The sequence below is a fragment of the Paenibacillus sp. F024 genome (assembly GCF_057814255.1).
Map to the genome: position 1 here is coordinate 1 of NZ_JBVASZ010000037.1, position 14,361 is coordinate 14,361.

At 44.7% G+C, this 14,361-nt stretch carries 15 protein-coding genes; 8 read left to right on the top strand and 7 right to left on the bottom strand.

Annotated elements, in window-relative coordinates:
• The 4 genes from ACZYR9_RS23520 to ACZYR9_RS23535 form a co-directional block, all read left to right on the top strand.
• The coding region (locus ACZYR9_RS23520) for a TRAP transporter large permease subunit (RefSeq protein WP_488980856.1) at positions 1-626 on the top strand (626 nt) is incomplete at its 5' end.
• 46 nt (positions 627-672) lie between these two features.
• Positions 673-1,680: a dihydroxyacetone kinase subunit DhaK gene (locus ACZYR9_RS23525; RefSeq protein ID WP_488980857.1), complete on the top strand. Its 1,008-nt coding sequence runs from the start codon at positions 673-675 to the stop codon at positions 1,678-1,680.
• Between the two features lie 2 nt (positions 1,681-1,682).
• Positions 1,683-2,342: a dihydroxyacetone kinase subunit DhaL gene (dhaL, locus tag ACZYR9_RS23530; RefSeq protein WP_488980858.1), complete on the top strand. Its 660-nt coding sequence runs from the start codon at positions 1,683-1,685 to the stop codon at positions 2,340-2,342.
• On the top strand, positions 2,335-3,099 hold the full coding sequence (locus ACZYR9_RS23535) for a triose-phosphate isomerase (RefSeq protein WP_488980859.1): 765 nt from the start codon (positions 2,335-2,337) through the stop codon (positions 3,097-3,099). The genes dhaL and ACZYR9_RS23535 overlap by 8 nt, the downstream gene beginning before the upstream one ends.
• Before the next feature lie 608 nt (positions 3,100-3,707).
• Here ACZYR9_RS23535 and ACZYR9_RS23540 read toward each other — a convergent pair.
• The gene (locus ACZYR9_RS23540; protein WP_488980860.1) at positions 3,708-4,493 is read right to left on the bottom strand and encodes a DeoR/GlpR family DNA-binding transcription regulator; all 786 of its coding nucleotides are present in this window, start codon (positions 4,491-4,493) and stop codon (positions 3,708-3,710) included.
• Between the two features lie 291 nt (positions 4,494-4,784).
• Here ACZYR9_RS23540 and ACZYR9_RS23545 point away from each other — a divergent pair, with 291 nt between their 5' ends.
• The gene (locus tag ACZYR9_RS23545) at positions 4,785-5,783 is read left to right on the top strand and encodes a LacI family DNA-binding transcriptional regulator (RefSeq protein ID WP_488980861.1); all 999 of its coding nucleotides are present in this window, start codon (positions 4,785-4,787) and stop codon (positions 5,781-5,783) included.
• A 165-nt stretch (positions 5,784-5,948) separates the two neighbouring features.
• Here ACZYR9_RS23545 and ACZYR9_RS23550 read toward each other — a convergent pair whose 3' ends face one another.
• The 3 genes from ACZYR9_RS23550 to ACZYR9_RS23560 all read right to left on the bottom strand — a co-directional run bounded on the left by ACZYR9_RS23550 (position 5,949) and on the right by ACZYR9_RS23560 (position 8,586).
• Positions 5,949-6,068 (bottom strand): YjcZ family sporulation protein, encoded by a 120-nt coding sequence (locus ACZYR9_RS23550; RefSeq protein ID WP_488980862.1) that lies wholly within the window; start codon positions 6,066-6,068, stop codon positions 5,949-5,951.
• A 334-nt stretch (positions 6,069-6,402) separates the two neighbouring features.
• Entirely contained in the window at positions 6,403-6,516 is a 114-nt protein-coding gene (locus ACZYR9_RS23555; protein WP_488980863.1) for a YjcZ family sporulation protein, read from the bottom strand.
• 123 nt (positions 6,517-6,639) lie between these two features.
• Positions 6,640-8,586: a TOMM precursor leader peptide-binding protein gene (locus ACZYR9_RS23560; protein WP_488980864.1), complete on the bottom strand. Its 1,947-nt coding sequence runs from the start codon at positions 8,584-8,586 to the stop codon at positions 6,640-6,642.
• A gap of 156 nt (positions 8,587-8,742) precedes the next feature.
• On the opposite strand from ACZYR9_RS23560, the gene ACZYR9_RS23565 reads away from it, so the two are divergent.
• Complete coding sequence (locus tag ACZYR9_RS23565) at positions 8,743-8,850, top strand: YjcZ family sporulation protein (RefSeq protein ID WP_488980865.1); 108 nt, start codon at positions 8,743-8,745, stop codon at positions 8,848-8,850.
• Between the two features lie 132 nt (positions 8,851-8,982).
• Here the strand turns inward: ACZYR9_RS23565 and ACZYR9_RS23570 are convergent, their stop codons facing one another.
• Positions 8,983-9,228, bottom strand: coding sequence for a hypothetical protein (locus ACZYR9_RS23570; RefSeq protein ID WP_488980866.1), 246 nt, complete (start codon positions 9,226-9,228; stop codon positions 8,983-8,985).
• Between the two features lie 263 nt (positions 9,229-9,491).
• Between ACZYR9_RS23570 and ACZYR9_RS23575 the strand changes: the two genes are divergently transcribed.
• Both ACZYR9_RS23575 and ACZYR9_RS23580 read left to right on the top strand, forming a co-directional pair.
• Positions 9,492-9,737 carry a hypothetical protein gene (locus ACZYR9_RS23575; RefSeq protein ID WP_488980867.1) on the top strand — a complete coding sequence of 82 codons (246 nt, stop codon included), beginning with the start codon at positions 9,492-9,494 and terminating at the stop codon, positions 9,735-9,737.
• Between the two features lie 349 nt (positions 9,738-10,086).
• Positions 10,087-10,677: a DUF421 domain-containing protein gene (locus tag ACZYR9_RS23580; protein WP_488980868.1), complete on the top strand. Its 591-nt coding sequence runs from the start codon at positions 10,087-10,089 to the stop codon at positions 10,675-10,677.
• An 82-nt stretch (positions 10,678-10,759) separates the two neighbouring features.
• Here ACZYR9_RS23580 and ACZYR9_RS23585 read toward each other — a convergent pair whose 3' ends face one another.
• Both ACZYR9_RS23585 and ACZYR9_RS23590 read right to left on the bottom strand, forming a co-directional pair.
• On the bottom strand, positions 10,760-11,128 hold the full coding sequence (locus tag ACZYR9_RS23585) for a hypothetical protein (protein ID WP_488980869.1): 369 nt from the start codon (positions 11,126-11,128) through the stop codon (positions 10,760-10,762).
• 175 nt (positions 11,129-11,303) lie between these two features.
• On the bottom strand, positions 11,304-14,180 hold the full coding sequence (locus tag ACZYR9_RS23590) for a transporter substrate-binding protein (protein ID WP_488980885.1): 2,877 nt from the start codon (positions 14,178-14,180) through the stop codon (positions 11,304-11,306).
• Between the last annotated feature and the right edge of the window lie 181 nt (positions 14,181-14,361).

Here is a 14,361-nt window from a genome sequence, read left to right on the forward strand (position 1 = left end):
TGTTTTTGCCCGTGTTAATTCTGGGAGGGATGAAGGGCGGGATTTTCACTCCGACCGAAGCGGCGATCGTAGCGGCGGTATATGCCTTAATCGTTGGTATGCTCATCCATCGCGAGCTTAAGCTAAAGGATTTTTTCCAAGGGTTAGTTGCTTCTGCCAAAATGACGAGCGTGGTCATGTTCTTAATCGCGTCATCGGCGGTAGCGTCCTGGATGATTACCATCGTAAACATTCCGGCGTCGATTACTGAATTTTTATCTCCGTTGATCGGGTCTCCGACACTTCTGATGACCGTGATCGTCATCCTGATGATCATCGTGGGAACGGCGATGGACTTAACGCCTACGATTCTCATTTTTACACCGATTCTTATGCCGCTCATCACAGCTGCCCAAATCGATCCGGTATATTTTGGGATCGTCTTCATCTTAACGGGGGCATTGGGTCTGTTGACGCCGCCGGTTGGAACCGTATTGAATGTGGCTGGAGGCGTCGCGCGATTAAATATGGATGACATGATGAGGGGCGTATGGCCATTCTTACTTGCGGAAACGGTTATTCTTATTCTTTTGATTCTGTTCCCGGAATTGGTTACGGTTCCTGTGGAGTGGCTTACAGCTAAATAAGAACAACTAAAGCAAATGGTATGAGGATTAGATGGGAGGATAAACAATGAAAAAAATTATCAATAGCCCGGATCAGGTCGTGAAAGAAATGATGGAGGGCTTCTTGGAAGCCTATGGCAACGAATACGTTCAAGTTAAAGATGTTCAAGGAATCATCTTGAAGGAGAAAAAGGATAAAGTTGCTGTTCTTGTAGGCGGCGGCAGCGGACACGAGCCTATGTTCCTTGGTTTTGTCGGTGAGGGATTGGCTGATGGCGTAGCGATCGGGAACGTCTTTGCAGCTCCCACGCCTAACACGGTGTATGAGGTGACAAAAGCCATCGATGCCGGAAAAGGAGTTATTTACTTGTACGGGAATTATGCCGGCGATGTGCTGAACTTTGATATGGGGGCGGAGCTGGCGGATTTCGAAGACATCCAAACAAGAACGATCCGGATTCATGATGACGTTGCATCGGCACCATTGGAACGTATTCATGACCGACGCGGTATCGCAGGCGATTTCTTTGTTTTTAAGGTTGCAGGAGGGGCAGCCGATTTAGGTCTTTCTTTGGACGAGGTAGCGAATGCAGCACAAAAGGCTAACGATAATACTCGCTCTATCGGTGTTGCGCTTTCCCCCGGTATTATTCCAAGCTCCGGAAAGCCGACCTTCACCTTGGCTGAAGATGAAATTGAATTCGGCATGGGGATTCACGGCGAGCCGGGAGTTCAAAGAACAAAGCTTATGCCTGCAGATGAATTGACGGAAAAGATGATGAGCTACGTTCTTAATGATCTTCCTTACCAAAGCGGTGATGAGGTGTGCGTCTTAATCAACGGTCTGGGTTCCACGACTTTAATGGAATTGATGATTGTCAATCGAAAAGTAGCGGCCATTTTGCGTGAAAAAGGAATTTCTGTTTATGATACGGCAATGAACAGCTATTGCACAACGCAAGAGATGGGTGGGCTCTCCATTACACTCATGAAGGTGGATGAAGAGTTGAAGACATTTTATGACCATCCGGCGCATACCCCATTTTATACGAAAAAAACAAATAGGAGTGTTTAGCCATGGCGAATGCCTTAACGATCGAGCAAGTCCGTGATATGTATATTTATGTAGGAAATCAAGTCATTGACAGTAAGCCTTACTTAACCGAAGTGGACAGCGCGATCGGGGATGGAGATCACGGTATCGGGATGCAAGTGGGCTTTACGGAAGCTAACAAAAACCTGCCTGCCGCTCAATTGAACAGCGTACAAGATGTATTCAAAACGATTGGGATGTCCATGATCAATTCGATGGGCGGAGCTTCCGGCGTCATTTTCGGAACTATGTTCATTGGTGGGGTAAAAGGCACTCCAGCTACGGAAACGCTGGATGTGAACACCTTGGCGTCAATGCTGGAAAAGGCTCTTCAAGCCATAAAGGATCGCGGTAAAGCGGACTTGGGAGACAAGACGATGATCGATGCGCTGCAGCCGGCTGTTGAAGCTTTGCGTGCGCAAGCGAATAAAAACAGCGATCTGTTGACTGCATTCCGTGCAGCTGAAGAAGCGGCTAAGGCCGGCGTAGAAAACTCCAAAAATTATATCTCCAAATTCGGCCGTGCCAAATCACTCGGTGAAAGGGCTATCGGGTTCCAGGATGCGGGGGCAACTTCCGTTTGGATTATCTTTCGTTCGAAACGCGAATGGTTAGAAAATACAGGAGCTGTCGTAAATGAATAAGCTGTGGATCGGTACGAACTGGAAAATGCATAAGACATTGGAGGAGGGAATCGCGTATACCGAAGAGCTCCTGCTGGTGTTGGAACAGCTAAAAGAGAATATCGAGCTTTTTATAATTCCTCCTTACACATCCTTATGGCCGATAAAAGACCGGATCCGTTCCTCACGACTAAAGTTAGGAGCTCAAAATATGCATTGGGAGGACGAAGGAGCCTACACAGGGGAAATATCTCCCAAGATGCTATCTGAAATCGGGTTGGATTTGATCGAACTAGGTCACTCGGAGCGCAGACAATATTACAATGAAAATGACGAGGAGATTAACAAGAAGGCGAAAGCCGCACTGCGATATGGCATGAAGCCGCTCATTTGTATTGGCGAGAATGCGGAACAGAAGAATAACGGTATCTCTTATGAGGTGATTTCCTCTCAATTGAAGGTATGCCTCAAAGGGATTACAGAAGAGCAAGTAAAGCAGGTCATCATCGCCTATGAGCCCGTATGGGCGATTGGTACATCAGGTATTCCTGCAGATCCGTCATATGTCCATGATCTTCACCATCATATTCGCAGCGTGATTGTAGAGCTGTATCCTCAAGCCGGAAAGGATATGCCAGTTTTGTATGGTGGCAGTGTCAACACCTCCAACTATCTGCAATATTTGGAAGGTCTCCATGTCAACGGCTTGTTTATCGGTAGGGCAGCTTGGAGCATGACAAGCTTTAAAGAAATATTATACACGATTAATGCTCGCTAATCGATTGATAACGGAGGTCCCTTTCCAAAAAAAAGGGGCCATCTTTTTTAGGGAGGCAAATTCATGAAGAAAGCCATGAGTTCTTGTTCGAAGAGTTACGGCTTCCATACATCCTTGCTAATGCCAAGAAAAGCAATAATTACAATGAAGCACCTTGAGCATAGGGATCTTGTTAAGATGATGCTCAGCATCCTCTAAATTATCAAAATCTAACCAGTGATCGCTCGTTTCCGGAGTGCCGGCATGCAGAAAATTTCTCACATGATTGCAGTCTAGATGTACGGTTCCGTTATATTTTTCCCAATCAATACATACGAATAATTTTCGCATGCTAGACTCACATCCTTGTGCAAGTTGATTTTCCAAATGTACGTTATTATCCGTCTGTTGAATTGTTTAAAAAAAAGTTTTGTTTTTTTATTTTTTATATTTTTATTTTAACATTTATTATCGAAACTGTCGAATATTTTATTTGTAAATTGTTATTTAATAATTTTCATTGCTGTTTTAGATCGTGAAACAACATTTTCACAGGAGTATGAAGGAGGTTGAAGGCTAAAGCAAATAAAAAACTCCCTATCAAGTAGGGAGTAATGGCAAGCGTCATTCTAAACAGAAGGGGCTAAAATGACATGAATATTTTTCTTTTTCAGTTCTTCGCAAAGGAGTGGGTCGGCATTCTCGTTGGTGATGATCGTATCGATCTGATCCAACGAGGCAAACGAGGCAATCGATTTTTTACCGAGCTTTGAATAGTCCAGCAGGGCCACTAACTTTGTCGTTGAGGCAACCATCGATTTCTTTAGCTCTACTTCATACACGTTAAAGTCGGTTAAACCGTCCTCAAGCGAAAACCCGTTGGCTGATGTAAACATCGTATCCACATTGATTTCTTTAAATAGAGCGCTGCCCAAATTACCTTCTGTACCCACAGCGCCGAGACGTAAAACACCGCCGACCATAATAACAGTAAAGTTGGGGTTTTCTTGGAGCTCTATTGCGGTATAAATGCCGTTGGTTAAAATCGTTAATCGAAGAGAAAGCTTTTTTAAAATTCGAGCAAGCTCCAAGGATGTCGAGCTTGCATCCAGAAGAATACACTGTCCGCTATCGATATAAGAAACAGCCTGCTTGGCAATAGCGATCTTTTCCTGCTGATTGATTTTCTCGCGGACAGAAAAGCTAAATCCGGTTTCATCCTTCGGTAACTCGGGCAGCGTCGCGCCTCCGTGCGTTCGTGTGAGCAGCCCGTTCACTTCCATCTCTTTAAGATCTGTTCTTAAAGTTGCTTCGGATACATGCAAGTATTCGGCTAATTCCTTTACTGTCGCCCTTGTATGTTCCCTGATATATTTTAAAATCGACTCTCTTCGTTCTTCAATAAACATTTTCATAGTTTCCAATCACCTCTCTAGAAGCTGCTTATTACATCCATTTGAATGTCATCTTAGCAAAATCTCATCTAAATATATAACAAATAATTTTAAAAAACAATAAAATTCAACAGTAATCCCTATGGATTATACCACAAATTAAAAGGTAGCAAAAACTAATTCGATTTTTTTGTAAAGGAATTTCATGACATCAAGATGTACATCTAGGCTTACAGCAATATTTTTATTGATAATTTAATTTATACACGATAAAATTTATCTGGGTAAAACGTTTTACTTAGGAGGATTGACATGAGTATTACAATGAAAGACATAGCCAAAGAAGCTGGAGTTTCCATCTCTACCGTTTCACATGTTATTAATGGTACTAAGAAAATATCGGAAGAAACTCAAAGGCTAGTACTTAAGGCGATTGAAAAATATAACTTCGTTCCAGACTCATCAGCTAAAAGCTTACGCAAACAAAAAACAAAAACAGCGGCGCTCGTAGTATCCAGCTATCCGGATACTTATGTAACCGGTTACATTAACGGGGTGAGCATTCGAGCCAGGGAATGTGGCTATCACTTGCTGTTTGTGAATACGAATGAAAATGAAATGTATGAAAGAGAAACGATTCAATTGCTTCGTTCCAAGATGGTCGATGGCATTATCCTGTCACCTACAAGCAGCAATATCGATTATTTAAAGGATTTGTTCGAGCTGAAATTTCCTGTCGTATTGGTAAACCGTTTCGACCCGCGATATCCCAATGTGCCTAGAGTGACGGCGGATGATTTCCAAGCGGGCTATGATTCAACAGTACATCTTATTCAGCATGGACATCGCAATATCGGTGTGATTTACTCGGTACCTGATGTAACAACTACAGTTCATCGGCTTGAGGGGCACAAAGCAGCATTAAAAGAGCACGGGATCCCCTTTAATAGCAGCTATTTGAAACAAGGTCACGCGAGAACGCAGGGCGGGGAGGATGCGGCCAAAATGCTTCTGACTCAGGAACCGGACATTACGGCTATCTTTGTTTTAAGCGATTTAATGACAGTGGGTGTAGTTCAAGCGATTCGAAGCATGTCTAAAAGAATTCCCGCGGATGTTGCATTAATCGGCTTTGGAGATTTTGAGGCGGCAGCCATTGCTGATCCTCCTATAAGCAATGTCAGCCTGCCACCCGAGACGATCGGAAAAACGGCTTTCGACTTACTCTTAAATAAAATGAATAATCCTGCTTATGAAAAACACATTTCGTTACCGACTTCTTTGATTTTGAGAAAATCGTGCGGTTGTTAATGCATTCGATTATGAATGCCAAAGTCTAGCCGCAAACGGTTTGTCGGGAATAAGTTCATCTTTATTATGTATAAAAGGATAAAAATATCAGGGAGGCAGGCTGCTATAATTGCAGGCTTGCCTCCCTTGTTTTAAAACCATATTGCCGAGCGCTTGAATTTTTAATTAGATAAACCATGCTGTAGAAACAATGACCAACAGAATAAACAGCACAAGAATTACGCCTGTAGTCAAGCCGATGCCAGCGCAGCTGCAGCTAAAGCCTGCCCCACCAACATATCCCATAGCGTTAACCTCCTCTCCGAATTGCTTCTACATCATATGAGAGCGATCGGTTTATGAACTGGACATCTTGGCAATGTTTTGATAAATGTGTATATACTCGTTCAGGCAGCGAATGATACCAAAGGATCCGGATGGGGGGGGATTAAGCTGCTGTATCGTTTCATTACCTGCTGCTTTGCGTATCTGAGCTGCACAGGAAGCCTGAGCACTCTGTCCAGTCCTGCCAAATGGGTAAAAGATATCCGGGATAAAATCGAAGGGAGGCAAGCTGTGATAAATACAGGCTTGCCTCCCTTGTTTTAAAACTATATTGCCGAGTGTTTGGAGTTATAAATTAGATAAACCAAGCTGTAGAGACAATCACCAACAGAATAAACAGCACGAGAATTACAGCTGTAGTCAAGCCGAAACCAGCGCAGCTAAAGCCTGCTCCACCAACATATCCCATAGCGATAACCTCCTTTCTGAGTATCTTCTACATCATATGAGAGCGATCGGTTTGTGAATTGGACACATTGGAAGTGATTTCGAAAATGTACGAATACTCATGCAAGCCCATTCAGGCAGCGATTTATACAAAAGGATGCGGATAGGAATTAAGCTGCTGTAATGTCAGAGGCTTCTTTGCGTACCCGAGCTGCACAGGAACCCTAAGCACTCTGTCCAGCCCTGCCAAACGGGTAAGATGATGGCCGAACGTCATTGGCAGCATTCCCGGAATCAGCACTTTTACGCAATACAACCCGTTACGCAGCGTTTCGGGTGAAGTCTGATCTACCGCAATCACATCGAGGTTCAATCGGCGAAACACGTTAATCAAGTCCCTCAAATCATTGGTCAGATCCCAATGGTGTACTTTTGGTTTAAATTCTTCATCAAACGTACGCAGTGGACGATGTCTGTCCAACAAGAAGCTCAGCCGCTCTTCCGATTGCGGCAAACCGTACAGCATCACATGATCCTCCATTTGCCATACCCTGTTTGAATCATGAAACATGCCGATGATTTCTTCCCGGCCCGCTTTAAAATTTTCTTGAAGTACAACCATCATGCCGGCTAGTTCGTGAACCGCACTTTTCGCCGCTTGTATAGGATCTACGTGAGCGCCGGCTGCACAGATGATATTCATTTTCTCGGGATGTCCGGCTTTCGCCAATGCCCAAATGCTCGGAATTCCGTTCTCCATCGTAATATTAAATAAATGAATGTGGTATCCAGCTACAGCCTGTATCCTTTGTACCATCAACTGCAATTCTTGATCATTAGCGGAAAAGGCATCAAGACGGGGGACAGCCAGCTTGGCATACCATGTCATCAGGAACGAGTCTCGCTCCACCACTTCCAGCAATCCGTAGAAAATGGCTTCCTCCAAGCTTCCCCCTAAAGCGCACCCGTTGGAACCTTCTTGCACAAAGCCGCCACCGTAGATTGGGCTGTAGTAGGCAAGAGATTCAGGAACAAGTATGGGGTGCTCGTGCAAAAATGAAAAGCCCCATACCCAATTCATCGGGCTGTCCGGGTCAAAGGGCTCGAACGGGAAATCGGACCGGGCGTATTGCTCCTTGGTGTATAAGCCGACCTTGGCGGGATTGATTGCTTGATCGGCAAGCTGGTTAAAGCTGTCGCAGATGACGGTTTTTTTTCCGTGGGGAGCCGATCCGCATCGGCGCTCCAACCCTTCCAGAAGGGCAGACCATTCGCTTCTCGCATAAGAGTGGCTCCGTCCTGCAGTGACCTCGTCTCTCGTTGTGAACGTTGGGAGATTTACAGTTACAGAAGCAAAGGGCGATAGGAGATCATGCATTTTTGCATTAAATAAACCTGTTCTGGAGTCCAGGTAGTCTTTATCCAGAACATCCTTCAGCACCTCGATCGGCCGGCAGCGATAACTTCCGTCGCCGGTCTTGGGTCGGGACTGCAAGGAAATCCGGGCAGCGTCGGATGAATCGTCAGGCAATCGGCCGCATACGTGGCATAATGGATCAGGCAGAAAGAAATGCCGCGAGCTCTCCAGTGTCTTAAGGTCAATGATGTACATATGTTCTTTTGTATGGGCTTGGCTGCCCTTCAGTATTCTCTGCGTCTCTGAAACAAGCAGGTGAGCCGCTTGGAGCAATCCTGAGGGTGAACTTCTTACACTGCGGGGGATGTCCCCAAACAGCGGCAAGTCATCTAGTACGTTTAACATTTCTTTGGACTCGTTTCCCGCCATATAACGACGGGTCTGCGCACATACGGAGCACCCCGGCTTGCCCGGATAAACTAACGGTCCGACTACCCCTTCATCCAATGAAATGTATCCGTGCAGACAAGGTATGCCGGCCTTCTGCAGGATCTCTTCAGACTCGTGATAATCGATAAATTGCCGGTCATTCTGTAACAGTATAACCAGTTCGGCCCCTTCAGGAATTCCTGCGGACAAATCGGTCTGATGAACGGTTTGATATTGCTGAGACACTTCTTTGATTACGATATCGGCTAATAGACCTTCTCCAATGATGGCTGCAACAGCTTTCATTTGGACACATCCTCCCAAAGTAGTATCTTCATCGAAAGGGCTTCGATCAGAAGCTTTTTAAAAATTATTTAAAACCGGTTCATCTGTCCAAACATATTTTGTTATCCATTCATAAGTTGTTGATGTAGTTAAATTCAAGCAAGGAGGTGCTGACCAATGAGTGCTGTTGCTGGTTTTAGCTGTGCAGGTTATGGTGCTACTATTGGAATTATTCTTGTTCTTTTCATCCTTTTGGTTATCATTACCAGAGCATTTTACATCTAATTGCAAAATGCTTGCCGCTGACACAAAAAACGCATCATCTGATTGGCACACAGCAAAAAGCTCCCTTGATCAGGGGGCTTTTTCTATGCTGTGTGTGTTCAGACAATGGCTTAATCGCGGCCCGGTTCAAGATTAGGCGATTTGGCTTTGCGTTGTTGGCAGCATATCCTGATCTTCAATAGGTGAATCCAAAATATCGCTATCTATCATAGTGTTGGCCACGTTGGCGATGAAGCTCAGTCCAAACACCTGACAATTGCCGAACATGGCTTTTCCGTGTGCGCTCCAACCCGGCTGATTATTTTCCCCGACGGAAATCAGGCCTTCCCGGTTTACAGCGTTGACATTGATCGACACAAAGTTAATAGAAAGAGCCATAAGAAACATCCCTTCTTTAATGCCGTTTATGCCTAGTATATTCAATGAGATGTTGTCCTTGGTCATTATTCCGAATTAATTTTTTGGAGAAAAGGACATGTCGCAAGGTTTATATATTCCCGTCGATTCTAAAGGGACTCCGGCATGAGTATGATAAAAATGAATCCCTTTTATTTATTTTTGAAAAGCATCAGGGTGAATCGTACCAGGGCTGGATGACCTGAATAGACTGGGTAGTATGCTTACATTTGGGAGGTGTGCGTATGGCTTTTTCGGTTAATTTTGTTGCCATTAATGTGTATACAATCAACCGGGATGCGACAGTTTCTGTTGGAGAAGTCAATCAACCGGGTTGGAATGCGAACGGAAAGAGTATGTTTGGCAATGCCCAAGTATTTGGTATTAGTCTTAATGCAAACATATTGAACAACTTTATGGATCAAGATTTTATTGATTCGCCTATTCTCGATCAAGATCTCATCCCATCCGCTCAAAATCAAACGGCTTAAACTCAAAACCCCTTACAGTTACAAACGTTTATTTCATAAAGTTACATTTCCCTCAAGGTTGATGGTGTCAAAAATCCGGCGGATTAGACGGATCAAGCACTATTAATAAGGGGGGATTTTTTTATGGGAAAAATGTTCTTGAAAATTTAAAATGAGGGTAGGGATTGTAACGGTAATTTCCCGGGGAATGTCTAAAAACATGGAAATTCGTACATAATTTAATTATTAAGGGTTGTATAATTCTGAATTGAATTGGATTGGATGACGTACATGGACAAGAATGGGTTCGATTAAGCCGGCAAAGGTAAAGTGATGTTATCGAAATTTTAGTGTAAAAGGGGAAACCAGTGTGGATTTCAGTTTTATTTTGGAAGCTTTAGCTGTATTATTTGCCGGATTCTGCTTATTGCGGATTCTTGGCAAAAAAACAGTCGGGGAAATGACGGGCCTCGAGATTATTACGCTTTTGGCGATGGCGTCGGTTACAGGACATGCGGTTTCAGAGGATGGGCTATGGAAAACCATTATGACTCTGTGTGTTTTTGTAGCGCTTTTAATCCTTCTGCAATACCTGTCGATAAAATTTGATTTGATGGAAAAATTGTTTATGGGCAAAGCGACGCTTGTCATTAAAGATGGAAAAATGATAACGGAGAACATGAGGAAGCTGCGTTTGTCCGTCGATCAGTTAGAGGCCAAATTGAGGTCGAAGGGGATTGCTTCTTTTACGGATGTAAAGACGGCTACCATAGAAATGAGCGGGGAGCTCGGATATGAATTAATGAAGCATGCTCAGCCGGTAACCAAAGCGGAAATGGAAAAAATAACGGATCAGTTAAACCTGATTTTGAAACAGCATCAACAAAAATCAAAGGATAACCTGTTTCATGAGGTCATACATCAAGGACATAATAAGCACATTGCTCCAGAGCTGGAGTGACGATGAACATCAGAAATGTAAGGGCTAGGTATGTAACCTGACAGATAAGCCGGGTCAGGTGGATAAAACTAAACGGAACACATTAAATGGAAAACTTACTGAACATAGGCCATAAAAATTTAACCATTCCGATCCCAAAGCGAATTTTTGGCCACATGTTACCTAAAAACCCTTGTCCTCCTGTATTATTGCCCTGAAGAGCCCCTAATGGATTGCTTCCGCCTTGCCCTCCGAAAAGAGACCCTAATAATCCCGATATTTTGGCTTTGTCAGTTGGATACACAGATAACGGGAGGCGACCGTTTCCCTTAACTCCCGATAGAACCATCTTGCCGTTTTTAACATCGATCACATTCCCCATGTAATAACTGCCATCGTTTAATACCGCACAAACGAATTGACCAACCCACATTTTTGCCCTAACTGCTTTTAATCGCCGACGCTTTTTCATGGTATCACCTCATTGTTTTTACCTTAATACAATAATGTATGTGAAAATCGGGTTGATGCTTGTACGATTGTGCATTACTTGGAAAAAAAAGATGGTGAAATCTCTTCATCTTACTGCCGAGGCACAAAAAAACGGAGTTACGCGGTTCTTCGACTCCGTTTGGTCTCATTTCAATTTACGCCTTTAAAATGTTATATTCCTTCATCTTACGATAAAGCGTTGTACGGGAAAGACCCAGATGCTTGGCTGCTTTGCTGATATTGCCCCGATACTGCTTCAGCGCTTCAATGAGAAGTCCGCGTTCTTTTTGCACATCCGCCTTTTTTAATACAAGCTTATGCTCAAACGGTTCCATTTCCCCCGTCATCGTACCGGCCGAATGATGGATGAGATGCTCCGGCAGATGCTCTGCCCTGATGAACTGCGACTGCCCGGCAATATAAAATGCTCGCTCCACCACATTGCGCAGCTCCCTGATATTCCCCGGCCAGCTGTATGACAAAAAGTGCTGCAGCGCTTGATCCGTAATGGTCTTATGGGGTAGAACTGAAGTGCCGTTTAGTTCTTTTACGAAATAAGATGCCAATTCAGGAATGTCATCCATACGGTCACGAAGAGGGAGCAGCTCAATCGTAAAAACATTGAGTCTGTAGTACAAGTCGCTTCGAAATGAACCGCTATAAATGATTTCCTGATTAATTTTTTTGTTAGTGGCGGCTATGATTCTAACATCAACCGGAATCGGTTTATGGCCTCCCACCCGATAGACCTCCCGCTCCTGCAGGACGCGGAGGAGGGTGGCCTGCAGCTCAAGCGGCATATCGCCGATTTCATCAAGAAATAATGTCCCGCCGTTAGCCGCTTCAAATTTCCCGGGATTTCCTCCCCGTCTCGCTCCTGTAAAAGCTCCGTCTACATAACCGAACAGCTCGGCATTAATCAGCTCGCGCGGGATCGCGGCACAGTTTAATGCTACAAACGGCTTATCTCTACGTTCGCTTTCATTATGAATCACCCTGGCAAAAACGTCTTTTCCTGTTCCGCTTTCTCCGAGTATCAATACGTTAGCTTCGATTCTCGCAGCGGACTTGGCCAAATTAACGGCCTGCAGAAACCGGTGGCTCGAGCCTATGATATCTTTGATGAGCAGCTTGTGCTTATCTTTAACCAGCGCAGCTTCGCAGTCGTTACTGAATTGATTGATATAGACGTAATCATAGGCGCCGGAGGGTACTACCCGAATTTCAAACAAATCTTCAGCCGCCCGTTTACGGAGGAACGTTTCGGCTTGAAAAGGAGATTGATTGGAAATCTCCGAGAGAATGGCGCGAACGGTATGGCTGTTTTTCATGAAGAGCTTTTGAGCGGAGCCGCTGCTGAACAGAATCTCATCGCCTTTTATGACAAAAAGGCTTTCCGGTATTAATCCGGATACGTCATGAAGCATCCTTTGGAACGTCTTAGTCAGCTCGTTCTTTTCTATCGTTTCTACACAAGAATGAATAATCCGGGTTAGAGAGCTGACGATCAGATCAAAAGAGGCGTCGGGACCTTTGGACGCCTTATCAAGAAATACGCCCAACACCCCCTGCAGCGTACCTTTGTCTCCTTTAATCGGAATTCCGATGGAAATCATGTTGTCAAGCTCCGGAATGTCGTGTTCCGCCCCTTGCAGGATTACGGTGGTATGACCGGTTAAGGCCAAACCGATGGCGGATTTTTTTAAGGCGGGCTGCAACCAGTCGACATTCGGTTCAAGCTGAGGAATATGAAAGGGAAAAGGGTGCTTCTCATGACCGAACGTTTCCAATAAAGTACCTTCGTTATCGAAATAAGCAAAGGTAAACGGAAAAGCTTGCGTCACGTTTTTTATTTGTTCAATCAGGACTTTGCATTGATTTAATTTGATGTTCAGACGGTCCTGAGCTGTAAAGCGGCCTTCGGCCTCCAATTTGCTGCGGGTAGACAGGTAATCGCTGAATGGCACAGGGCCGATCGGCGAATCCGATTCCCATATGATATCAAATTGCCCGTGCTTGTTCACTTTCCCGATTCGAGTGTTCAGCCATAAATGATGATTTTTCGGATCGACCCGAATCGTACCCTGGGGAGCATTGAGCGCTAACCCTGGCAATGCATGCCGCAGTGCCGTTCTGCCGATCGTTTTGGATTTGCGGAGCGCTTCTGCAAGCAGCAGGACGCTGTTATAGGCGTTCTCCATGGCCGAGCTGATGGTTTCCGTCCCGTAAGTACGGCGGTATTCCGTGACAAATTGCTGATTAACCGGAGATTGAACGGATTTGAAATAGGGAAAGGATGAGTAATGGCCGGCCGCGTACTCGCTTTGGATCGCCTGTATTTCGGTTTCCGCGGTAATCGTGCTGGCAATCGGGCTGGTAAATCCCGCCTGATGATACTGCTGGTAAAAGGCTATGGCGCTTTCTCCGACAAGGGTAGAGAATACGACATCCGGATTCGTTTGTTCGATTTCTTTTAAATGGGTATAAAATTTTTGCGTACCAAGCGGAGCGTAGGATTCGCCGGCGACCGACCCTCCGTGAAATTGGATCAGATTATGAATATGCTTATTGGTTTCCCGGGGATAGATATAGTCCGAACCGATCAAATAAAACGACGTGCCCAAATGAGCAAAAATCCAGGGGATAAAATGAAGCAATTGCTGGTTGGGTAAAGGTCCGCAATAAAAGATGTTCGGGCTCTGTTCTTCCCCTTCATACTGCGTCGGATAGAGCAGCAGGGCATCATGCTTCTCGAGGAGGGGAATAATCATCTTCCGGCAAACGGAAGTATACAGCCCGATCAGAGCGATGACCTTATCCTGGAGAATCAGCTTTTCCGCTTTTTTCGCGGCGAGAAACGGATCGGACGAGATATCTTCCACCACGGGTAGTAAGCGCTTTCCTTTTATTCCGCCTTGTTCATTGATTTGTTTAATGGCCAGCAGAGCGGATTGATATTGTCCGCGTTCCGACACACCGGTCGTTCCCGTTAATGAAAATAGAATTCCGATTTTCACTTCATCCATAACCATTGCAGCCACTATATAAATCCCTCCTTAGATCACCATAAAATGCAGCGGGTACCCATTGAATGATGAAGGAAACGCCTAGCCGGAAATGGTGTAGTCAAGTTTACATACATGGAGTGGTTGAGACAAAGAGGCTGACATGCAGAAGCTTGGTTCGCGGATCGTAACCGATGTATACAAGTAA